This is a genomic window from Bradyrhizobium murdochi (assembly GCF_000472965.1).
GTDB classification, from domain to species: Bacteria; Pseudomonadota; Alphaproteobacteria; order Rhizobiales; family Xanthobacteraceae; genus Bradyrhizobium; species Bradyrhizobium murdochi.
Genome location: NZ_AXAU01000001.1, coordinates 16,067 through 38,345, shown reverse-complemented (window position 1 = coordinate 38,345; position 22,279 = coordinate 16,067). Strand labels below are relative to the sequence as shown.

Genomic DNA, 22,279 nt, shown 5'->3' with positions numbered 1-22,279 from the left:
CTGGCGCGGCATCAAGGCTCGGAATGCCCCATCGAAATCCCCCAGACCCCGGCGGGCCACTGCGGCGGGTGACATCGACGTCCCTGGTCATCGCCTTTGCGCTGGTCATGACCGCCTGCATCCTCGGCGTCATGGCCTGGAAGGCACTCGACGCCAAGAAGGCGGCGCTGGCGAGCGGCAGGTCCGAGATCCAGAACCTCGCGCATTCGCTTTCCGAGCATGCCTCGCACACCATCCAGGCGGTCGATATCGCGATGGGCGGGATGGTCGACTTGCTGAAATACAGGGATCCCGATCCGGACCGGTTCAACAGATACCTCGCTGAAACGGCGAAAACGCTGCCCCAATTGCGGAACATCGGCGTCGCAGATGCCACGGGCAACTGGACCTATTCCTCATTGGCGGAGACACCGCGCCATACCATCTCGGATCGCAGCTATTTCGCCTACCATCGTGACAAACCAGACAACGCGCTTCGGATCAGCGAACTGATGCAGTCCCGTGTGGACGAGCGATCCTCCATGATCGTTCTTTCGAAACGCATCACCAAACTCGACGGCAGCTTTGGCGGGGTCGTCGCCGCAGCGATCGACAAGGATTACTTCAATAACTTTTACCGGACATTCCAGCTCGGCCCCGACGGCGGCATCAGCCTGATACGGAGCGATGGTGCGCTCCTGTTGCGCTGGCCGCAGTCGGACAAGAGCACGGATCTCTCCAAGACCGACCTGTTCAGGAAGCATCTCAAGCAAAGCTCTGTCGGATACTACAAGATCATCTCGCCGTTCGATGGTCTCGTGAAGCACCTCGGCTATGAGGTGACGCCGCACTACCCGATGGTGGTCACGGTGGCCATATCGGAAGACTGGCTGCTTTCCGAATGGTGGAAGGGCTTGCGGACTGACGCCATCGTCGCCGGCGTGCTGCTCTGCATGATCCTGATGCTGGCGGCGTTGGTTGCCCTGCAGTTCCGCTTCCGCAGCAAGACGGAGCGTGCGCTGCGCGAACGCGAGGCGCATTATCGCCTGCTGGCCAACAACATCGCCGATATCATCATCCTCATCGATGCCAACAGCCTGCTCCGCTACGTTTCCCGATCGGCCGAGCCGGTGCTGGGATTGCGTCCAAAAGACCTGCTCGGCAAGTCATGCTTCGACCTGGTCCATCCCGACGACAGGGAGAGCGTCAAAGCGGCAACCACCCGGATCGACGGCGCCGATAGCGTCAGCACGGTCGTGTTTCGCCACTATCGAGGCGACGGGACGCTGGCGTGGGTGGAAAGCAAGTTCAAGATGGCCTCCGCAACCAGCGACCCGGCGCGGACGGAATTCCTCTGCGTCATCCGCGATGTCACCGAACGCAAGCGGATGGAGGATGAGCTGACCCAACTCAACCGCCGCCTCACCCAGCTTGCCGCGACCGACGGGCTGACCGGGCTCACCAACCGCCGCACCTTCGATGGCTTCCTGCGGCGCGAATACGAAGCCTGCGAAGAGATTTCGGTGCTGCTGTTCGATATCGACAATTTCAAGGGCTACAACGACACCTACGGGCATCAGGCCGGCGACCGTTGCCTGCGGGCGGTTGCAAAGGCCATCGGCAATGCGACCGACAACACGTCAGGCCTGTCCGCGCGCTATGGCGGCGAGGAATTCGCCGTCGTGCTGCCGAACAGCTCGGAGGACCATGCATTGAAGGTTGCTGAAGCTATCCGCCTGACGGTTCGGGCGCTCGGCATTCCGAACACAGCCTCGAGCCGAGGCTACATCACCATCAGCGCAGGGGTAGCCGCAAAAACCCGTTCGACAATCGACGAGGCTGCGCTGGTGGGGGAAGCCGACACCGCCCTCTACGAGGCAAAGCGCCTCGGCCGCAATCGCAGCATCGTGTATTCCTCAGTCGACTTGCAATATGTCGACAGCGCCTCCATCCAGCACGATGGCGAGTTCGCGCCGGGCGAACGGACGCATTAGCTAGCAGAACTATATCGTCGGCAGCACCGAGAACCGCTCGCCTGCCCGCCGCAGCTTCAGCATTTCGGGATTGCCGGCGTCGTCCTGTACCGCCTCGACCAGGGACGATGACGGCCCTCGCCGGCAAGCCGAGATCATTGCGGTCACCGGCTCCTCGGGACCTGCGAATACCGCCTCGACACGGCCGTCCCTGCGGTTGCGCACCCAGCCTTCGAGATCGCGCGCCCGTGCCGTGTCGTCGACCCAGGCGCGATAGCCGACGCCCTGCACCCGGCCGCTTATCGTGACATGACGAATTGCATCGCTCATTTATTCTTTAACCCGAGAAATGCGCCGGCGCGCGCCTTTACCTCGGCATCGCGCATGGCCCGGCTGGTCAACTCGGCAGACGCAAGGCCGTTCAAATTTTTCGGCGAGGTTCCCTCACGCAACGCCTTCAGCGTCTGATAGACGGCCTGCGTCGCGGCGGCGAATGGTGCGTGGCCCTGCAGCGCGATCCGCACGCGCTGACCGGCGAGATAATCCAGCGCCGTCACGTCCTCGGGCGCACCACCGAGCACGATCGGCAATCTCGTCGCGGCGGAAATCGCTTCCAGCTCGCCCCGGCTCTTGATGCCCGTGAAGAACAGCGCATCGACGCCAGTGGCCTCATACGCCCTTGCACGTTCAATGGCGTCGTCAAGGCCGGTGACGGACACGGCGCCGGTGCGGCCCATGATAACCAGCGAGGAATCGCTGCGGCCATCAAGCGCGGCCTTCATCTTGCCGACGCCCTCCTCCAGCGGAATCAATTGTGTTCCGGCCTGCCCGAACGCCTGCGGCAACAGCGTATCCTCGATCGTCAAGCCAGCGGCGCCGGCAGCCTCGAGTTCATGCACGGTACGGCGAACATTGAGCGCATTGCCGTAGCCGTGGTCGGCATCGACCAATACCGGCAGTGTCGAAGCGCGCGACATCCGCCGCATCTGCTCGGCCAGCTCCGTCAGCGTGATCAGCGCGATATCGGGATCGCCGAGAACCGCGAGCGAGGCCACCGAGCCGCCGAACATGCCGAGCTCAAAGCCGAGGTCTTCGGCAATGCGGATCGAGGTCGCGTCATAGACCGATCCTGGCCGGACGCAAGCGGGGCCGGCGAGGATCGAACGGAGGGCTTCGCGGCGTTTGCGGAAAGACATCAGGAGGCTCCTCATTCGTCATTGCGAGGAGCGCAGCGACGAAGCAATTCCTTTTGCCGCATGACGGATTGCTTCGCTGCGCTCGCAATGACGGGGTTGCGTCTACGCAAACTCCAAAATCAGCGCGTCCACCGCTAGCGTCGCGCCGGCCGCGGCATGGATCTTCTTCACGGTGCCGTCGCGTTCGGCGCGCAGCACGTTCTGCATCTTCATCGCCTCGACCACGGCCAATGTCTCGCCCGACTTGACCTCCTGGCCTTCGGCGACCGCAATCGACACCACGAGCCCCGGCATCGGACACAGCAGCTTCTTGCCGGCGTCGGCCGCCGAGTTCACCGGCATCAGCCGCGCGGCGGCAGCCTCGCTTTCGGTGAAGACGTTGACTGCAACTTCAAAGCCCTGGTGCGCGAGGCGGAAGCCGTTCGGAATTGCGCGCACCTGCATTGCGACCAAGTGGCCGTCGATGGTGCCGTGCCAGACCGGCTCGCCCGGCGTCCAGCTCGAAATCAGGTTGTGCGGATTGCCCGGCAGGCCATCGGCGCCGATGAAACGCACCGCAATGCCGTCGGCCTCCCGTGCTACATCCAGCGCGATTTCGTCGCGGCCGAGCCACACCGCGCGGCGGCGTTCACGCTGCACCAGGCGGCCGGTCAACTGACCGGAAATCTGGCGCTTGCGCTCGCCGAGCACATGATCGATCGCGGCGCCCACGGCGGCCAGCCGGCGCGCGATCTCGCCTTCCGGCGGATGCGCCGAAAACCCCTTTGGAAATTCCTCTGATATGAAGCCGGTGGAAAGCTTGCCTTCGCGCCAGCGCGGACGGTTCATCAGCGCCGACAGAAACGGAATGTTGTGCCGGATGCCGTCGACGTAGAACGCGTCGAGCGCCGTGGCCTGTGCCTCGATCGCGGCGGCTCGTGACGGCGCATGCGTCACGAGCTTGGCAATCATCGGATCGTAATGGATCGAGATCTCGCCGCCCTCCTGCACGCCGGTGTCGTTGCGGATGGTGACGCCGTCCTGGCTCGCTTCCGCCGGCGGCCGATATTTCACCAGCCGGCCGATCGACGGCAGGAAGTTGCGGAACGGATCCTCGGCATAGACGCGCGATTCCACGGCCCAGCCGGTCAGCGTGACGTCCTTCTGAGCGATGGAAAGCTTCTCGCCGGCCGCGACCCTGATCATCTGCTCGACCAGGTCGATGCCCGTGACCAGTTCGGTGACGGGATGCTCGACCTGCAGACGGGTGTTCATCTCCAGGAAGTAAAAGCTCTTATCCTGGCCGGCGACGAATTCGACGGTGCCGGCCGAATCGTAATGCACCGCCTTCGCCAGTGCCACCGCCTGCTCACCCATCTTGCGGCGGGTGGTTTCATCGAGCAGCGGCGACGGCGCTTCCTCGATGACCTTCTGGTTACGGCGCTGGATCGAGCATTCGCGCTCGCCGAGATGGATCACATTGCCATGCTTGTCGCCGAGCACCTGTATCTCGATGTGGCGGGGATCGACGATGAACTTTTCGATGAAGACGCGGTCGTCGCCGAACGAGGATTTCGCTTCCGCCTTGGCGAGGTTGAATCCCTCGGCGACTTCCTTCTTCGAATGCGCGATCCGCATGCCCTTGCCGCCGCCGCCGGCAGAGGCCTTGATCATCACGGGATAGCCGATCTCGTCAGCGATCTTCACGGCGTGCTTTTCGTCATCGATCACACCGAGATGTCCCGGCACGGTCGAGACTTTGGCCTTCGCGGCGGCCTTCTTGGATTCGATCTTGTCGCCCATCGCGGCAATGGCGCCGGGATTGGGGCCGATGAAGACGATGCCGGCCTTGGCGAGCTCGCGCGGAAACGCCTCGCGCTCGGAAAGAAAGCCATAACCGGGATGCACGGCCTCTGCCCCGGTCTTGCGGCAAGCATCGATAATCCGGTCGATCAACAGATAGCTCTCGGCCGCCGCTGGCGGGCCGATCAGCACGGCCTTATCCGCCATTTCGACGTGGAGCGCATCGCGGTCCGCTTCGGAATACACCGCGACCGTCTCGATCCCCATTCGGCGCGCAGTCTTGATGACCCGGCAGGCGATCTCGCCGCGATTTGCGATCAGAATTCTCTTGAACATGTTCTTCTTGCTTGAGCTTTGGGCGGGATCCTCCCCCGCAATGAGACATGCGGGACGCGGGTAACACACCCGTCGTACAGCAAAAATCGATGGAGGCAACGGTCTCGTACCGGCTTCGCGGTGCCGCCCGGCGGTAATTCAGCCGGAATAGGAGTTGAAGCGGCCCCGCGCATAGGCGCGGGATACCGCTTTCATCAGCTCGCCGACCTCGGATTCCAGGTAGTCGTTGGCCACGATCAACGCGCGGATCGTCGCCCTCATGTCCCCACCACAGGCAGAAATCGCCTGATCTACAGCGGCTTCCAGCTCGTCGTTCTCTTCGGACTTCGGCTGTGAAGAGGACGACATGAGCTTAATCCGTGTTGAGCGAGACGGTCCATGTTCTTATTTTGTTCCTATGAAGTCAATGGGCCGTTGTCGTCTGGTCGCAACCGCGCTCACGGCTTTCCCCAACATGTTTCGCTTGCGCCATTAGCGCCGGCATCTTGGTTCAATCACGTCAGCTTATGCTAGAAGGCTGCGGCGGGTGTGGAATTGACTTGAAATGAATCAGATGCGGTCACGAATTCTTCTGGTTGCGGCGTTGCTGTCGATTGTCGTTCCAGCCAGCCAGAGTTTGGCTGCCACTGCCATCGTGCGGGATGGCAGCACCCTTCAGTTCGGTAATGTCACCTACCGCCTCGACGGCATCGATGTCCCGGCTGCCGATCAGCTCTGCATCGACGAACACGCCGATAGCTGGACCTGCGGGATCGAAGCGCGCGATCAACTGACCAAGTTGATCGGCGGCAAACAAGTCCGCTGCGACGATCTGGGTCCCGATCCCGTCTACAAGAAGCGACGCATTGGCGTGTGCAAGATCGAGGGCGACACCACCAGTCTCAGCCAGTTGCTGGTCCGCAAGGGATTTGCCCTGAATGTCGAGGCCTCCGCCAGCGGGCGCTTCACGGTGGACGAAGCCCGCGCCAAGGACGACCGCCAGGGACTCTGGAAAGGCTGCTTCGTCGCACCGCGCGAGTTCCGCGCCGGGAAGAAAGACGCCCCCCTGCTCGGCGCCGCGTGCCGCGCCGATCGCGATCGCGAAATCCGCGAGGCGCTGTTCCCCGAGGATCTCGTGATGCCGGCGAATTGCAACATCAAAGGCAAGTACGCGGTACGCGCGCGCGTCACCGGGAACCTTGGCATCTACCATCTGCAGGCATGCCGCTCCTACCCGGGACTGACCAGGCCGGATCGCTGGTTCTGTTCCGAAGAAGATGCGCAGGCCGCCGGGTTCCGCAGGGCCTATAACTGCCGGTCAACCACCAAGAGCAAATGAGGCTGGCTAACGCGCCGGCTCTTGTGTGAAAGTGCCGCCAGAGGTTGCCGGCACGCATGACACCTTCCGACACGACGAACCTCCTGCCTGAAGTCGCCGCCGCCGAACGCTTGCGACAAGATCTGCAGGAAATCGCTGATGAGCGCGACAGAGCTCATCGTGCTTTGCAGGAGCGCGAAGCGGAGTTGGCGCGGATCCAGCGCATCGCCGGCGTCGGCGGTCTCGAAATCGATTTCCGTGACGGCGTCAAGAACCGCCGCTCCCCCGAATATCTTCTCGTTCACGGGTTGCCGCCCGAGGCGGCCAACGAGACCTACGAGGAATGGGTCAGTCGAATCCATCCCGAGGATCGCGAGCGAACGGTCCAACATTTGTTCGGCGTATTGAAAAGCCAGAGCGAGGACTATTCGGCCGAATACCGCATCGTGCGGCCGAACGACGGCGCGGTCCGCTGGATCCGCGTCGTCGCCAAGATCGAGCGTGAGGCCGACGGCCGCGCGCTGCGCCTGGTCGGCGCGGATTGCGACGTCACCGCTCAAATGCTGGCGCAAGAAACCTTGCGTGAAAGCGAGGAGCGCTTTCGCCTGATCGCCGACAGCGCGCCGGTGCCGATCTGGGTTACCAAGCTCGACCGCACGCGTTCCTTCGCCAACCAGGCCTATGTCGATTTCCTTGGACTGCCGTTCGAGGAAGCTATCGTGTTCGACTGGCGCAAAAGGCTGCATCCGGACGACGCGGCCCGCGTTGTCCAGGAATCCGTCGCAGGCGAAGCATCGCTCAAGCCGTTCGTGCTGGAGGCCCGCTACCAGCGCGCCGACGGCGAATGGCGGTGGCTGCGCTCGGAATCCCAGCCGCGCTGGGATCCAACCGGCAAGCACATCGGCTTCATCGGCGTTGCCCACGACGTCACCTCGGCCAAGCAGGCCGAGCACGATCTGCGCCGGCTGAACGAAATTCTCGAAATGCGGATCGCCGAGCGGACGGCGCAGCTCGAATCCAGTGAAGCCCAGATGCGGGCGATCTTCGAGACCAGCCATCAATATCAGGCGTTGCTCAACCAACACGGCGAGGTTCTCTATGCCAACAGCACGGCGTTGGCCGGCATCCGCGCCGACGCCGGCGCGGTGGTCGGCCAGCCGTTCTGGGAAACGCCATGGTTTGCCGCGACCTCCGGCATGCGCGACGCCGTCCGCGACGCCTTCATCACGGTCATGCAGGGCGAAGAGGTCAAGATTGAAATGCTGCTGCAGCTGCCGATCGGCGACCGCTATTTCGATTTCGCGATGCGCCCGCTGCACGACCGGCACGGCACCGTCATCGGCGCGGTGCCGGAGGCCATCGACGTCACCGAGCGCCGCCAGGGCGAAGAAGCGCTGCGCCAGTCGCAGAAAATGGAAGCGGTCGGACAGTTGACCGGCGGCGTGGCGCACGATTTCAACAATCTGCTGACCATCATCCGCTCCGCGACCGATTTCCTGCGCCGCCGCGAGTTGCCGGAAGAGCGGCGCCGGCGCTACATCGACGCGATCGCCGAGACCGTGGAGCGCGCCTCCAAGCTGACCGGACAATTGCTGGCGTTCGCCCGCAGGCAGCCGCTCAAGCCGCAGGTGTTCAACGTCGGCACCCAGGTCGAGTCCGTCGCGCAATTGATCCGTCCCCTCGTCGGCGCCCGGATCAGGATCGACGTCGACATCGCCGATCTCAATTGCTTCGCAATCGCCGACGTCGCGCAATTCGAAACCGCGCTGATGAATCTTGCCGTCAACAGCCGCGATGCCATGGACAGCGAGGGCCAGCTGACCATTCAGGTCCGCAAGGTGGATGCGATTCCGCCGCTGCGTGCCCAGCCCGCCCGCAGCGGCGATTTCGTCGCCATCACCGTGACCGACACCGGCTGCGGCATTGCCCCTGCCCTGCTCGAGACGATCTTCGAGCCGTTCTTCACCACCAAGGAAGTCGGCAAGGGCACCGGCCTCGGGCTGAGCCAGGCATTCGGTTTTGCCAAGCAATCCGACGGCGATATCGCAGTTGCAAGTGAGCCCGGCCGGGGCGCGACGTTTACGATCTACCTGCCGCAGGCCGCGGTGCCGGCCGATACGAGCGAAGCCGCCGCGACCGCCAGCGAGCCCGCTGCCCGCGGCCGCGGCTACCGCGTCCTCGTGGTCGAGGACAATGACGACGTCGGCCAGTTCTCCACCGAACTGTTGGAAGATCTCGGCTACACCGTGCGCCGCGTAGCGAGCGCTGACGCCGCGCTCGCAATCCTGGCCGAGGACGAGTTTTCCGCCGACCTGGTATTTTCCGACGTCATCATGCCCGGGATGAACGGCGTCGAGCTCGCCGGCATCGTGCGCGAACGCTATCCCGGCCTGCCCGTGGTCCTGACCAGCGGCTACAGCAACGTGCTGGCGGAGAGCGCCCACCGCGGCTTCGAGCTGATCCAGAAACCCTATTCGGTGGAACTGCTGTCGCGGATTCTCAGGAAGGCCATTTCCGAGGCGCGCCGCTAGGGCATAAACGCCTCACGCCGCGGCGTCGACGCCGGCCTCCCCCGATGCCAATAGCGCGCGGATTTCCTGCGCGGGGCGCGCGGCGCTGAACAGATAGCCCTGCATCTGCGTGCATCCGAGACTCTGCACGGTCTCGCGCTGCTGCAACGTCTCGACGCCTTCGGCAGTCGTGATCATGTTGCGGTCGGCGGCGATGCTGACCACCGCGCGGATGATCGAGGCCGACGAGGCATTGCGCGTCACTTCCTTGACGAAGGAGCGGTCGATCTTGATCTTGTCGAAGGGGAAGCGCTGCAGATATTGCAGCGAAGAATAGCCGGTGCCGAAATCGTCGAGCGCGATGTGAATGCCGAGCGCGCGGAGCTGGTTCAGCGTCGCAAGCGCAGCGTCATCGTCCGCGATCAGAACGGCCTCCGTGATCTCCAGCTCCAGGCGGCGCGGGTCGAGCCCGGTCTCGGCAAGGACAGCGGCGACTTTCACCGACAGCATTTCCGACCGGAACTGGATCGGCGAAACGTTGACGGCGATTCGGACATGAGCCGGCCAGGCTGCGGCTTCGGCACAGGCGGTGCGCAACACCCATTGCCCGATCTCCTCGATCAGGCCGGTCTCCTCGGCGACCGGCACGAAGTCGGCGGGCGAGACCATGCCGCGTACCGGATGCCGCCAGCGCAATAACGCCTCGCAGCCGGTGACGCAGTCGCTTCGCAGATCGACCTGCGGCTGATAGTGCAGTTCGAACCCGCCCTGCACCAGCGCCTCGCGCAAGTCTGCCTCCAGTTCACGGCGGTGATTGGCCTGCTGCTCCATCTCCGGATCGAAGAAGCGATAGGTCCTGCGGCCGGCGGCCTTAGCCGCATACATTGCGAGGTCAGCGTTCTTCAGGAGATCGAGCAGGTCCGAGCCGTCGCGCGGGGCAATCGCGACGCCGATGCTGGCATCGCTGGAAAGCTGATGGCCATGGCAGTCGAACGGCGTACGCAGCGCTTGATAGATCCGCGCGACCAGCGCGTGAACATCCTCGGCGCTCTCGATGCCGTGCTGAAGGATAGCGAATTCGTCCCCGCCGAGGCGGGCGATGAAATCCTCAGCACCCACCGACTGGCGCAACCGCTCCGCCACACCCTTCAGGAACTCGTCGCCGATCAGATGTCCCAGCGTGTCATTGATGCGTTTGAACTCGTCGATGTCGATATAGAGGATCGCAAACTCGCGTCCCTCGGTTTCCAGCAGCAGTCCCTCCGCATGGCGCTGGAACAGGGTGCGGTTCGGCAGATTGGTCAGCGCGTCGTAATGGGCGAGATGTTCGATCCTGGCCTGATCGCGCCGCCCTTCGGTGACGTCTTCCAACGTCGCGGCCCAGCCGCCGTCCGCCGAGCGCTTGAAGATCAGCCGGATCGTGCGCCCGTCTGGTGTCGAGGTCACGGTGTCCTGAACGAGACTGCCGTTGGGATCGAGGAAGCGGTCGCAATAGGCGTCGACGTCGCCGAGAAAGGAGCCGCGTTCCTGACGGTGCCGGATCAGGTCGCGCAGATGACAGCCGGGTTTGACGACCTCCGGCGAGAGCCCGAACATATCGATATAACGCCTGTTGCAGATCACGAGACGGCCCGAGGAATCGAACAGGAGCAGGCCCTGCGTCATGTTGTTGATGGCTGTGTCGAGATGCTGGCTCTTCTCCGAAAGCTTGCGCTGCGCGGCGGCATGCTGGCGGCGGAGCTGACGCACGATCAGGAAGACCATGCCGATCACGACGATGATCGCCAGCGCCGCCGCGAAAAATTGCAGCCTGGTCTGCGCCCGCCAGTCGGCCAACGCAGCCTCCGTTCGGGTGGTCGCCACGATCAGGATCGGGAAGTGCATGAGCGACTTGACCGCGCCGACCTTGTCTTCCGCCAGCCTCGCGCTGGTGAAGCGCCCGGATGCGTTGCCATCGACCGCCAGCGCGCGCTGAAACGCTTCGCTTCCGGCGACATTGAAGCCGATCAGGCTGTCGTCCTTCGGATAGCGCGCAATGATGGTGCCGTTGCGGTGAATCATCGAGATCGCGGTATCGCTATTGAGCTCCAGCGATCCGACAAAGGCCTCGAAATGCGAAGGTTCGACGCCGCGGCTGGCAAATCCGATGATCTCGCCATTACGGCCGACGATCTTGCGCGCAAATAGCGTGGTCCAGTTCCTCGTCACCTTGCTGACGACCGGCTCGACGATCACATCGGGGGTCGGTTTTCCCGACGTGAACTCCTTGAAGTACTGACGGTCCGCAATGCTGAGATCGGGGACCGGCCACATCTCGGAGGAATTGATCAACCATCCCTTGACGTTCCACAGGTTCAGCGCGCCGACATGGGGCAGCGCCGAAAGCTTGCTGCGCAGCATCTCATGCGCGCTTAAGGTCGACATTCTCTGCTCGAACTCATCCGACGTATCGACCCCGTCGGCCCGCATGCCGGATACGACATCCTCATGCACATGCTGGAGATCGTTCAGTTGCTGGTCGAAATGCCGCGACAGCAAGAGCGCGCTGTTGTTGAGTTCGCGCTCGGCGACTTCCAGCGCCCGCTCGCGGTATTGCATGGCGAAATAGCCGGTGCCGAGCATGATCGCGAGCACGAGCGCTGCCGAACTCAGGATCAGCCACTGGATCGCGCCCAGCCTGATCGGCCACGGCATGCCGCGACCGAACAGCGGCTGGCTCTCCGCGATGACGTCGTCCGATGGATTATTCAGCATTTTCGCTGCCCCCACAGGCGCGTGTTGTAGGGACCACAAGCCAAGAGGGCGTTAGCAAAATGAGTTATCGGGAGGTTAAAGCGGCCGCGGAATCACGCGGATTCCGCCATCTCGTCTTCCTTGAGACTGCACTCGATCAGCGCCCCGTCGATCGTGAACTTCGAAAACAGCGAGCCCGGCGTCGACGCCTGCAGCGCCGCGAAGAACTGCGAGTCTCCAGGACTGCGCAGGAAAAACCGGATGTGGCTCGCCGACATCGTATCCCTCGACAGCCACACGATGCCTGAGAACAGCGCCACCATCGTCTGGGCGTACTGGCCGGCATCGGCGATGCCGAGTTCGTAAACCGGCGACACCACGATAAAGCGCGCGCGGAGGATGGGATCCGGAAATTTGCTCATCATCAGGCGGCTGACCTGGCAGGCCGCGTGGATGCGCTCGCCGTCGGATAGGCAGTACAGGCTGGGGTGATCGCCTTCCCTGGTCAACCCGTCATAGGCTGTATAGCTTCCCGTCGAAAAGGTCGAAAAGTCCTCGCCGACGCTTTCGGCGTCCTTCTTCCACTGGCCCTTGATCGACCGCCAGGACCTGTCCGGCTCTTTCATCGGCAGAAGGCGCATGGACTAACCAGAGGTTAATGCAGAAGTTGATGCCGGCATTTTACGGGCAGCGGCTAAACGTTTGCTTACGCTGGCCCCCGGCGCGCAAATAATTTGTGCGACCCGCGAAACTACTCCCTCGGCGATCGTTTTGCCGCCGTGTTCCCCTATGGTCTCGAACTCCGGCGGGAGCCATGAGGCTCTGGTCCGGAAGTCGAAACAGATTGCCAAGATGCTCTCCTGGACGCCGACGACCCCATCTGCAGCCTAATCCTTCGAGACGCCCGCTCTGCGGGGCCCCAGGATGAGGGTTTGAGCAGCTATGACGCGGTAGAACTAGCGGGTCCTATGCCGCGGCCTCGTAATTGACCTCGGTCTCCGCGATCTTGGTCAGGGTTTCGTCGGTCTTTTTCTCTTCGGCGAGCGTCTGGTCGATCAGCTTGACGGCTTGCGGATTGTTGAGCTTGGCGGCCCAGGCTTTCAGGGTGCCGTAACGAGAAATCTCGTAATGCTCGACCGACTGGGCGGCGGCCAACAGGCCGGCATCGAGCGCGGACGTATGGGCATACTGCTCCATGATGTCCTTGCCTTCATCGATGATGCCCTCGATCGCTTCGCACTTCTTGCCGCGCGCTGGCTTGCCGAGAAGTTCGAATATCTCTTCCAGCCTTTCGACATGCGCCTCGGTCTCTTCGTGGTGCTTTTCGAAGGCGGCCCGCAGATTGTCCGAGGTGGCAGCCTTCGCCATTTTCGGCAGCGCCTTCAGGATCTGCTTCTCGGCGTAGTATATGTCCTTCAGCGTATCCAGGAACAATTCATTCAGGTCTCTGTCAGGCATGGCTTCCTCCGTTGATGGGTGCGCTGACAACATGAGACCGAACGAAATGGTTCCTACAGCGCTCGTCGGATGCGCTACCCGCCCCCCGCCGCAAGATCGATGAGGGCGATTCCGAGGTCGGGCCTCTTCTTGCGTCGAAGCGCTGCCGGCGCTTCGGTCAAGATCACTTCGAGCGTCGGCCTCACGGTTGCTGCCAGCAGATGACCGCCGCGCGTCGAGCCATCGGCAAGGCCAAGCACGACGTGAACGTGCAGGCTGGGCTTGCCGTCGTCGCCGGCAGCAACGTCGCCGATCGCGCTGAGGACTTCGCACTGCTCGTCGACCTCGATCTTCCGGTAGCTCTTCGCGGCGACGTCGAACCAGCCGATCGTCGCCCGTTCGAAGGCGCCGATCGCGGTCAGCGAGGCCGCGAAGACCCCGGATTCGGCTGCGAACCGGGTGAGCGCGGCAAACGCCTCCTCGCCGGTGTCCAGAATGACGACGTGAACCTGCGCCTTGTCGTCGGCGCCGATACGTTTGCTCTTCATGACGACCTCGCAAATGGCGGTCAGGCTGCGCTGCCGGCTTTTTTCAGCCGATCACGCGGCATTTCGAGTTCCGACTGTTCAAAGCCGTGCGTTGCCAGAATTGCGATTTTCTTTCCGTCGAGATCCATCGGGTGCTCCCTGAGAGCGAGCTGTCCCGGTCAATCGGCACTACAGTGCATCGTTCCCGTCGATCCGAATCCGCGCCTCTGGCCCGAGAGGCGAACCGGCGCGGGAACTCGCTATTCCCCGAAAAGTTCGCTCGACTGGCGCTGGATCCCAATCAAGCCAGAACGGATTGTAATTCAACTCTTCGGAGGTGCGTGATCAGGGCCGCTATTGCGGTTGTGCCCCAGCAATCGATCGTAATTGTTACGAACCGTCTCATAGCACTCGTAGGCGCTTTCCCGCAGCGCTTCGACGTCGGTGATCTCGATCTTGCCTCGCCGGTATCGGATCATTCCCGCCGCTTGCAGCGTATGCGCCACCGGGGAAACGGTGGTTCGCCGGACACCCAGCATCTCCGCGAGAAACTCCTGCGTGAAAGGGAGCGTATCGCTTCCCGACAGGTCGCGCGCACGCAGCAGCCAGCGGCACAGCCGTGCCGTCGAATCGTGGAGAATGTTGCAGGCGGCAGATTGCTGCGCCTGGGCATAAACCGTCTGCTCGTGACTGATGATCATCGAAAGCATGCCGGGGCGGTCGAGCACCACGCGCTTGAATGCGTCGGGCTCACACACCACTCCATGTCCGCCGATCTGAACGATCGCGCGATTCAGGGCCAGCTTGCCGTCCAAGGCCGCCGAAGCGCCGACGACACCGTCGCGGCCAACCATGGCGGCTTCAACGGTTTCTCCGCTCTCGAGCAGCACCACGAGCGAAACCACCGCATCGAATGCAAAATAGACCCCGCTAATGTTCTCCCCGGCTTCATGCAGAATCTTGGCGGACTCCAGCACGACCGGTCTGAGGTGAGGCCGCAATTGCTCGAGGTCCGGCGGGGGCGAAAGACGACAGCAGCAAATTGCTTAAAAAAGACTGCATGAGAACTCCCGGAATGGCGGGAGCACTTGCGTCTCTCAGTCACGCGGCTGCCGGAGGGTTACCGTTGATATCGAACGCTATCCTTTTCGCGGGATCGGCGTCTGTCCGTCACCCGACATTGCAAGTCGCTCCCTGCTGAACCGCAAGGAGCCAATCCCGGTCATTGCACGCTGGAAGGGCCTCCGACGCGGGCGCCTGCAAAACAGAAACTGGAACTGAAACCTCACATCCGTTTGAAGCGAACCGATCACGATATCGGAACGGTCGTAGGCGCCTCCGGTTGGCGCTAAAAGTGCAACGGAGACAACTCATGAACTTGAAGCTCCTAGCCGCAGCGGCAGTTCTTTCGACTGCGGTCACAGTACCGGCACTGGCACAGGATGCTCACGGACGGTCGGATGCCATCCGTAAGCCGCAAACCCAGGACCGGGTCTATCATCGCCACGGCGGATTCTGGCCGGGTGAGATAGCCGCCGGCGTGGTTGGCGGCGCGATTGGCACGGCCGGCGCGATTGCGACTGCGCCGTTCCGAAACGACGTCTACGCCTACAATAACGACGTCTACGCCTACAATTATGGCTACGGGCCGCGCTACTACAATAGCGGCTTCGTCTGTCAACCCGGAACGACATTCATCGGTGGAGACGGTCGGCGCCATATCTGTCAGTAGCTAACAACGGGCATGAGAGAAGAGTCGGTCCAACACCGCCTCTTCTCTTGTTTAGCGATTGCTTCATTTAGCGATTGCCTGAAATCTTCTTTCCAGGCGGATCGCCGCCGCGGTCGACCCGGCTCACGTGCTGGGCACGCTCCTTGTCCTTGGGTTGCTCCTGTCCCCGTTGATCACGGACAATGCCCTGATCATCGCTGCCATCGGACGATACGGGATTAGTCGGTTCGGGCTCTGTCGCTTGCCGGTGTTGCTCCCTGCCTTCCCGGACCAGCAGGTCGTCGCCGAGCATCTGCCCGATGATCTGTTTGGTCTGAGCCTCGACCTTCTCATGAAACTTGCTCATGGCGGGCCTCCTTCCACCGAAGAACGATGTCAGGCTGCAATGTTTCCATGTGTTTCCAAGCAGGATTTGGCCGCCCCGGCCAATGCTCCCCGACCCTTGAGGCCGGTTCCGCACTAATATTGTAGGACGGTTAGAGCGGAAGCGAAACCCATGGCCATTGGCCCTGATGGGTATCGCTTCGCTCCACCCATCCTACAAACGACAACGGCGGGGAATGACCCCGCCGCTTCAAAAGAACCGCATCGAGATATGAACCTACAGCATTCCCATATCCAGCATGCCCGGCAGTTGCGCGAGCGGCAGCGCGGCGGCACCGACCAGGGTAGCGACCAGCGCTGCAAGGCGACGGTTGCTGTGGCGCTTGCCGCGCATCTGGCTGGCGATCCATTCCAGCACCTTGGTGTCGATGTTGGCGGCCTTCACCGGCGCCCAGCTCTCGATCGCCGTATCCGGCGACAGCGCCACGGTGCGCGGCGGCACCGGCAGGCCGGACTCGGAAGCGGCATGGTGGGCGACCGCCTTGGCCAGCAAATCGTCGAAACGACCGTCGTCGGTACGTTCCGCCGCCGCATCGCTGATTTCGAACAACGCTTCGATTTCGGCGCGGCTCACCGGCTCATGCTCAACGGCGCTCACGGTGAGGATGCGTGCGCACCAGGCGGCATCATCGGCATCGAGTGCGCGGGAGAAATGGATACGGCCCTTGGTCGTCGGGCCCTCGCCGGTGATCACGCCGTCGCGCACGATGGTGAGCGCATGAGCGGCGGTCTTGCGGCAGGATGGTTGGAGAGATATTTCAGCGGTCGGGGCAGACATAATTGCACTTCTCAATTTCAATTCCAGTTCAGCATTTCCATACGGGCCATGAACGAGCGGTTAACAATTCGAAACCCGCATTCCCTGATTTTTACATGGTTGCCAATTGGTCGCTGTGAGGTCGGTCACGGTTCAGATCAATGCATTCCCGGGTGCAAAGCGGCCCGGCGTGACGCGGGCGATAAGGGCAATATCAGGGCACCGACGGCAAGAAAGTGGAACGGCTATGAAAAGATCGCGATCGAACAAGAGGATGGCTCGTCAACCTGCCTTCCTCCATCGAATACAGGAGCCAACGGCCTTTTCGTCGCAGGGGTGCGGATCAAAAGAAGATGCTAGTAGTTCCGGGCTCGCGGAGAAGGATCTCACCTTTTGCGCTAACCGGTTCACTTAACCGCTTCAGACTCCTATAATCCTTAAGGCAAATTTCCCTGCAACTTGAACAACATGAGGTAAAACCATGGCACTTCCGATAGGCGCTGTCGCCCCCGATTTCGAAGCCGAAACCACTGAGGGCAAAATTAAATTCCACGACTGGATCGGAAATAGCTGGGCGATGCTGTTCTCGCACCCCAAGGATTTCACCCCGGTCTGCACCACCGAGCTCGGCTTGCTCGCCAAGCTGAAACCGGAATTCGACAAGCGCGGCGTCAAGCTGATGGGCTTGAGCGTCGATCCTGTCGACCGCCATTCCAAATGGTCGGAGGACATCAAGGAGACGCAGGGTGCTGCTCCGAACTATCCGATGATCGGCGATACCGACTACAACGTCTCCAAGCTTTACGAGATGCTGCCGGCTTCGACCTCGGGCGATCCCCTCACCCGCACGCCTGCGGACAACCAGACCGTCCGCAATGCGATCGTGATCGGCCCCGACAAGAAGATCAAGCTGACGATCGTCTATCCGATGACCACCGGCCGCAACTTCCAGGAGATCCTGCGCGCGATCGACTCGCTGCAGCTGACCGCAAAGCATCGCGTTGCCACGCCGGCCGACTGGAAACAGGGCGAAGACGTCATCATCGCGGGCTCGGTGTCTGACGACGAGGCGAAGACGATCTATCCGGCCGGCTGGAAGGCACCGAAGCCCTATATCCGGATTGTGCCCCAGCCGAAGTGACGGTTGCGATTGCTGCGCAATCGAAACCGTCATCCCGGAATGGTCCGAAGGACCATATCCGGGATCTCGAGATTCCGGGTCTGGTGCTAACGCACCATCCCGGAATGACGAGTTAAGTTCACAGGCTGGGCAAAGCCAACGGGTCCTGCGAATGCGCGCCCGATGACAGGCTCCGCGTGCCCATCAATACTTGCATCGCTCTTGATGGTGGGCACGGCGCAAGTGCGCCTTTGCCCACCCTACCCGCACCATCCAATCCGGCACGTGCAGTCCGGCTCCGACGCCACGCTTCCGTCAGGCGGCGCGGACGCGATCGAGGAATTTTTCAACCTCGGCCTTTAGGTGCAGGCTTTCGCTCGACAGATTCTGCGCAGAGGCGAACATCCGGCTCGAGGTCTCGCCGGTCTCGTCGGCGCCCTGCGCAGCGTTGCGGATGTTGGCCGCAACATCGGCCGTGCCGCTCGCCGCCGCGCGCACGCTCTGCGCGATGTTCTGGGTCGCGCCACGCTGCTGCTCGACCGCCGCCGAGATCGAGGTGGCGATGTCGCTGATGCGCTCGATGGTCTGGCCGATCGCCTTGATCGCGCTGACCGACTCTTCGGTCGCAAGCTGCATGCTGCCGATCTGGCTGGAGATCTCTTCCGTCGCTTTCGCGGTCTGACCGGCGAGGCTCTTGACCTCCTGCGCCACCACGGCAAAGCCGCGGCCGGCATCGCCTGCCCGCGCCGCCTCGATAGTGGCGTTGAGCGCCAGGAGGTTGGTCTGCTCGGCGATCGAGGTGATCAGCTTCACCACGTCGCCAATCCGGGCGCCGGCTTCCGACAATTCGTTGATGCGCTGGTCGGTGGCGGCGGCCTGCTTGACGGCGTCGGCTGCGATGCCGTTCGATTCCTGGACCCGGCGGGTGATTTCGGCGATCGAGCTGGAGAGTTCGTCCGAAGCTGTCGCCGCGGTACGGACATGCTCGGAGGCGGTCTCAGAAGCGCCGGCCGACTTGCCGGACAGGCTTGCGGTGGTCCGCGCAGTGTCGGTGAGCTGGCGGGCCACGCGCTCGAATTCGTTGGACGAGCTCAGCACCTTGTCGAGGATGCCGCCAACGCTGGCCTGGAACTCGTCGACGAAGCCGCGCAATTCCGACTTGCGCTGCTCGGCAGCGGCCGCGGCAGCCGCGATCTGCTCGTCGCGCAAGCGCCGACGTTCGACCGAATTGTTCTTGAAGACCGCGAGGGTCCGCGCAATCTCGCCGATCTCGTCCATCCGGTCGTCGCAGTCGATTTCGACGTCGGCATTGCCGTTGGCAATGGCGGTGAGCGAAGCCGTGACCGAGGTCAGCGGCTTGGTCACCCGGCGCACGAGCAGCAAGGTCAGGAGCATCACCAGGAGCGCCGCGACGCCGGCTGCGATCGCCATGTTCTGAATGGCATGCGACAGCATGCTCTCGTAGTGAGCCATGGGAATGCCGACATACAGCAGCCCGATCACCTTGCCGGCCGGATTCACGATCGGATAGTAGGCCGTCATGAACGTCTTGCCGAACAGCGTCGCCGGGCCGCGGTAGGCCTCGCCGCGGCGCACGACCGCCTGCCCGGGATGGTCTGCCGCGAGCTGAGTGCCGACGGCGCGATCGCCGTTCTCCTTCTTCACATTGGTGGTGCGGCGGAGGAACTGGTTGCTGGCGTCGTCATAGACAAAAAGTGTCGCGTTGCCGCCGGCATAGCCCACCGCGCGATCGACGATCGCGTGGTCCTTGAACTCGGGCATCTTCGGAATTTCGGCCCGAGCGACCGCCCCGTCCTTGATAGTGATCTTGGCGTCGCTGTAGGTCTCGGCAAATGCCAGACCTAGCGTGCGCAGGTTGACCTCGATGTCCCGCAGCGCCCGGTCGCCGAATTCGGAGGTCAGCGACCAATGGGCCGCCCCAACCACCAGCGCGGTATTCACCGCGATCAGGAGGATCGCACAGATGACAGCCTTGGTACCGAGGCGCAGCTTGAGCGCCGGCAGGAACTTTCCAACGGATTGCGTGGTCATGACGAGAAATCCCCCCAAAATCGCACCCAATCTGACCCGTTTTGCTTACGATCGCCTTAATGGGCACAACCCGGAGAAAATACTGATATGCTTCATGAAATTTATACGTGCAGGCGAGCTCAACGCTCTACTTCAAACTGAGCGGCGGTTGACCACCAGCACGGCGGCCGCGCAGGCGGCCATGCCGGCGATCGAGACCGCGTCCAGCCGCTCGCCGAACAGCACATAGGCCATCAGCGATGTCACCGCGGGCACCAGATAGAACAGGCTCGCTACCGACGTCGCGGCCGAGCGCCGGATCAACCAATAGAGCAGCCCGATCGATCCGATCGACAGGACGACCGCAAGCCAGGCCAGCGCCAGGATGAACTCGGTAGTCCAATGCACCTCGTTGGTCTCAAACAGCCATGCGCCGAGACCGAAGAAGATCGTCACCGCCACGTATTGCACGAGATTGCCGGACCGCCAGTCGATTGTGCTGCAGTAGCGGCGTTGGTACAGGGTGCCGAGCGTGATGCTGATTAGCGAGACGGCCGAGGCGAGCCACCCCCAACCCGCCTCTCCGCTCATCGGCCTGTCGTGCAGGATCAGCACGACACCGACGAGCCCGAGCAGTAATCCGCTCCATTGCAGCGGCGTGACGCGCTCGCCGAGCCAGCGGCTCGCAAGCGTCGAAGTGAGGATCGGCTGCAAGCCCGGAATCAAAGCCGAGAGTCCCGCCGGAATCGAATGTGCGATCGCGATCGCCGTGCCGCCGAGATAGAAGCCGTGCACGAGAATGCCGGCGACGGCGCTGTGCGCTATGCCGATGCGATCCGGCCAACGCGGCCGCGCGACTGCGACGATAATCGCCATCAGTCCCACCACGAACGCCATGCGGATCGCGAGATAGGTCAGAGGCTCGGCGCTGTTCAGCACATATTTGGTGCCGATGAAGCCCGTGCTCCAGAGCACGACGAAGATCGCGGGCGCCGCGCGCGCGGCAATTTTTTCGAAGTCACCAGTCATTTGCCGCCCCTGTTGCCCGATCGCATGCTGTGCGGCAATCACCGATCGCGGGGGCGCGCCGACGTGCCAATATCTTGTACATGCAGGGTAAGATCCAGGGGATGCGGTCTCGTGCCCCGGATGCTGCGCAGCGCGACGCACCTAGCGTCGTGATGCGCTGCTATGCCGGGGCCTATTGCGTCCGTGGGTCCCGGCCCTGCGGAGCAGCGTTACACGCTGCACCGCGTCCGGGACACGGCTCTCGTCGGCAGGGGAAGTTACCGGATCACCACTCTTCCGGACAGGGATCGACGATCTTCCAGAGCTCACGGCCGTTCTTGATCTTCTTCATCTCGGTGGTGAGCCCGCCATTGCGGCGGATCCAGTCCTTCACCGTTTCCGGGTAATAGGACATCAGGTCCGACGTCCCCTCCGCACTCGTCACCTTGATGCCAAAAGTGAAGGCCTTGTCGTAATAGGCCAGGTGGAAACCGACGCTTGCCTTCGGCGTGACGCAGATCTTGTTCATCGGCACGATGCCGAACACCAGCGTGCAGGCCGAGTTGCAGATGCCATCGATGATGACGCGCTCCTTGCGGTCGCGGATGCGCTTGTACTTGGCCTTGTACTCCTCGACATAACCGCCGTGGTCGCGTGTGATATGCAGGTCGGCGCGCGCCGGGCTCGCGACCAGGACCGAGAGGGACAGCAAGGCAAGAGACGTGATGCGCATGGGTCGATCGGGAACCGGATAGCCTTTGTTAGACGCGGATAGGTCGGCCCTTGAAGTCAGACCGGACAGAACTCTGGCCGGACTGTGTTGGGAATTCGTTAAGCATCGCTTGAGGCCAAAAATGGGCGCGCTAGGATGGCTTTTCGCAGCATTTCTGCCCGATTCTCCTAGAATGGGACGTTGGATCAGCCAAAATGGCAGGGGGTTACGGGCTTCGATCGAATCACAGCTTAGGCTTCTATCTTCTTGTTTTAACGCGCTTTCTTCGCACGAATTTCTACTCGTTCAGATCGAATCACTGCAGTTTCAGTGGGACTTCCGGAGAATCGAAATGACCAAAGCGAAGTTTCTTGTTGCCGCCGCCCTCCTCTCCGCTGCGGCCCTCGCCCCAAACCTGGCGGACGCCCGCCATAATCGGCACCCGCACAATTGGGGCCTGCCTTACCCCATCAGCTTCCTGCACAATTACGGGCCCGGCCCGCAGCCCGGCACCTTCGCCTATTACGACGGCCCCTCGACCATCCTCTGCCGCCAGGGCGCAGCCGCCTATATCGGCCAGGACCGCCGGCGACATCCTTGCAACTAAGCTCGCTACTGGCTCTATCAGGCCAAGTCTGATACCAGCCACCGCAGGCGCTCGTAGCTCAGCTGGATAGAGCATCGGATTTCGATTCCGAGGGTCGGAGGTTCGAATCCTTCCGAGCGCGCCATTTCCCTGACGGTGTCAATTGCCACGATAAATGA

Annotated in this window: 20 protein-coding genes, 1 tRNA gene and 1 pseudogene; 7 read left to right on the top strand and 15 right to left on the bottom strand. The window is 62.4% G+C overall.

The window, feature by feature from the left end; genetic code table 11:
* Window positions 1-68: 68 nt before the first annotated feature.
* A complete protein-coding gene (locus YUO_RS0100210) occupies window positions 69-1,973 on the top strand; it encodes a diguanylate cyclase domain-containing protein (RefSeq protein WP_235782594.1) in 1,905 nt (634 codons plus the stop codon).
* A gap of 9 nt (window positions 1,974-1,982) precedes the next feature.
* Here the strand turns inward: YUO_RS0100210 and YUO_RS0100205 are convergent, their stop codons facing one another.
* The 4 genes from YUO_RS0100205 to YUO_RS0100190 form a co-directional block, all read right to left on the bottom strand.
* Window positions 1,983-2,282 carry an acylphosphatase gene (locus YUO_RS0100205; protein ID WP_028345484.1) on the bottom strand — a complete coding sequence of 100 codons (300 nt, stop codon included), beginning with the start codon at window positions 2,280-2,282 and terminating at the stop codon, window positions 1,983-1,985.
* Window positions 2,279-3,148 (bottom strand): isocitrate lyase/PEP mutase family protein, encoded by an 870-nt coding sequence (locus YUO_RS0100200; protein WP_028345483.1) that lies wholly within the window; start codon window positions 3,146-3,148, stop codon window positions 2,279-2,281. Before YUO_RS0100200 ends, YUO_RS0100205 begins: the two co-directional genes overlap by 4 nt.
* 102 nt (window positions 3,149-3,250) lie before the next feature.
* Window positions 3,251-5,266, bottom strand: coding sequence for an acetyl-CoA carboxylase biotin carboxylase subunit (locus tag YUO_RS0100195; RefSeq protein ID WP_028345482.1), 2,016 nt, complete (start codon window positions 5,264-5,266; stop codon window positions 3,251-3,253).
* Window positions 5,267-5,404: 138 nt separating this feature from the next.
* Window positions 5,405-5,614 carry a hypothetical protein gene (locus YUO_RS0100190; protein ID WP_028345481.1) on the bottom strand — a complete coding sequence of 70 codons (210 nt, stop codon included), beginning with the start codon at window positions 5,612-5,614 and terminating at the stop codon, window positions 5,405-5,407.
* Window positions 5,615-5,810: 196 nt separating this feature from the next.
* Between YUO_RS0100190 and YUO_RS0100185 the strand changes: the two genes are divergently transcribed.
* Both YUO_RS0100185 and YUO_RS0100180 read left to right on the top strand, forming a co-directional pair.
* Window positions 5,811-6,584 carry a thermonuclease family protein gene (locus YUO_RS0100185; RefSeq protein ID WP_156908430.1) on the top strand — a complete coding sequence of 258 codons (774 nt, stop codon included), beginning with the start codon at window positions 5,811-5,813 and terminating at the stop codon, window positions 6,582-6,584.
* A gap of 56 nt (window positions 6,585-6,640) precedes the next feature.
* Window positions 6,641-9,094: a hybrid sensor histidine kinase/response regulator gene (locus YUO_RS0100180; protein ID WP_028345479.1), complete on the top strand. Its 2,454-nt coding sequence runs from the start codon at window positions 6,641-6,643 to the stop codon at window positions 9,092-9,094.
* 12 nt (window positions 9,095-9,106) lie between these two features.
* Here YUO_RS0100180 and YUO_RS0100175 read toward each other — a convergent pair whose 3' ends face one another.
* The 6 genes and pseudogenes from YUO_RS0100175 to YUO_RS0100150 form a co-directional block, all read right to left on the bottom strand.
* Complete coding sequence (locus YUO_RS0100175; RefSeq protein WP_028345478.1) at window positions 9,107-11,767, bottom strand: bifunctional diguanylate cyclase/phosphodiesterase; 2,661 nt, start codon at window positions 11,765-11,767, stop codon at window positions 9,107-9,109.
* A 152-nt stretch (window positions 11,768-11,919) separates the two neighbouring features.
* Window positions 11,920-12,447, bottom strand: a complete 528-nt coding sequence (locus tag YUO_RS0100170) for a hypothetical protein (protein ID WP_028345477.1) — start codon at window positions 12,445-12,447, stop codon at window positions 11,920-11,922.
* A gap of 325 nt (window positions 12,448-12,772) precedes the next feature.
* Complete coding sequence (locus YUO_RS0100165) at window positions 12,773-13,264, bottom strand: YciE/YciF ferroxidase family protein (RefSeq protein WP_028345476.1); 492 nt, start codon at window positions 13,262-13,264, stop codon at window positions 12,773-12,775.
* A gap of 74 nt (window positions 13,265-13,338) precedes the next feature.
* On the bottom strand, window positions 13,339-13,791 hold the full coding sequence (locus tag YUO_RS0100160) for a PPC domain-containing DNA-binding protein (protein ID WP_028345475.1): 453 nt from the start codon (window positions 13,789-13,791) through the stop codon (window positions 13,339-13,341).
* A 29-nt stretch (window positions 13,792-13,820) separates the two neighbouring features.
* Window positions 13,821-13,919, bottom strand: a pseudogene (locus YUO_RS44400) (protease); the annotation flags it as partial.
* A gap of 174 nt (window positions 13,920-14,093) precedes the next feature.
* Window positions 14,094-14,747: a Crp/Fnr family transcriptional regulator gene (locus YUO_RS0100150; protein WP_235782593.1), complete on the bottom strand. Its 654-nt coding sequence runs from the start codon at window positions 14,745-14,747 to the stop codon at window positions 14,094-14,096.
* Window positions 14,748-15,142: 395 nt separating this feature from the next.
* Here YUO_RS0100150 and YUO_RS0100145 point away from each other — a divergent pair, with 395 nt between their 5' ends.
* Complete coding sequence (locus YUO_RS0100145; RefSeq protein WP_028345473.1) at window positions 15,143-15,502, top strand: hypothetical protein; 360 nt, start codon at window positions 15,143-15,145, stop codon at window positions 15,500-15,502.
* Window positions 15,503-15,569: 67 nt separating this feature from the next.
* Here YUO_RS0100145 and YUO_RS39380 read toward each other — a convergent pair whose 3' ends face one another.
* Both YUO_RS39380 and YUO_RS0100135 read right to left on the bottom strand, forming a co-directional pair.
* A complete protein-coding gene (locus YUO_RS39380; RefSeq protein WP_035725699.1) occupies window positions 15,570-15,848 on the bottom strand; it encodes a hypothetical protein in 279 nt (92 codons plus the stop codon).
* Between the two features lie 255 nt (window positions 15,849-16,103).
* Window positions 16,104-16,664 carry a hypothetical protein gene (locus YUO_RS0100135; RefSeq protein WP_028345472.1) on the bottom strand — a complete coding sequence of 187 codons (561 nt, stop codon included), beginning with the start codon at window positions 16,662-16,664 and terminating at the stop codon, window positions 16,104-16,106.
* A gap of 460 nt (window positions 16,665-17,124) precedes the next feature.
* Here YUO_RS0100135 and YUO_RS0100130 point away from each other — a divergent pair, with 460 nt between their 5' ends.
* The gene (locus YUO_RS0100130) at window positions 17,125-17,784 is read left to right on the top strand and encodes a peroxiredoxin (protein WP_028345471.1); all 660 of its coding nucleotides are present in this window, start codon (window positions 17,125-17,127) and stop codon (window positions 17,782-17,784) included.
* Window positions 17,785-18,078: 294 nt separating this feature from the next.
* On the opposite strand, the gene YUO_RS0100125 is transcribed toward YUO_RS0100130, so the two are convergent.
* From YUO_RS0100125 to YUO_RS0100115, 3 genes are all read right to left on the bottom strand, one after another.
* Window positions 18,079-19,815 carry a methyl-accepting chemotaxis protein gene (locus YUO_RS0100125; protein WP_028345470.1) on the bottom strand — a complete coding sequence of 579 codons (1,737 nt, stop codon included), beginning with the start codon at window positions 19,813-19,815 and terminating at the stop codon, window positions 18,079-18,081.
* 132 nt (window positions 19,816-19,947) lie between these two features.
* Window positions 19,948-20,823 (bottom strand): DMT family transporter, encoded by an 876-nt coding sequence (locus tag YUO_RS0100120; RefSeq protein ID WP_028345469.1) that lies wholly within the window; start codon window positions 20,821-20,823, stop codon window positions 19,948-19,950.
* Window positions 20,824-21,088: 265 nt separating this feature from the next.
* Window positions 21,089-21,535: a hypothetical protein gene (locus YUO_RS0100115; RefSeq protein ID WP_028345468.1), complete on the bottom strand. Its 447-nt coding sequence runs from the start codon at window positions 21,533-21,535 to the stop codon at window positions 21,089-21,091.
* 331 nt (window positions 21,536-21,866) lie between these two features.
* Here YUO_RS0100115 and YUO_RS39375 point away from each other — a divergent pair, with 331 nt between their 5' ends.
* Both YUO_RS39375 and YUO_RS0100105 read left to right on the top strand, forming a co-directional pair.
* Entirely contained in the window at window positions 21,867-22,121 is a 255-nt protein-coding gene (locus YUO_RS39375; RefSeq protein ID WP_035725986.1) for a hypothetical protein, read from the top strand.
* 47 nt (window positions 22,122-22,168) lie between these two features.
* Window positions 22,169-22,245 (top strand) — tRNA-Arg (locus YUO_RS0100105).
* The last annotated feature ends 34 nt before the right edge of the window (window positions 22,246-22,279 follow it).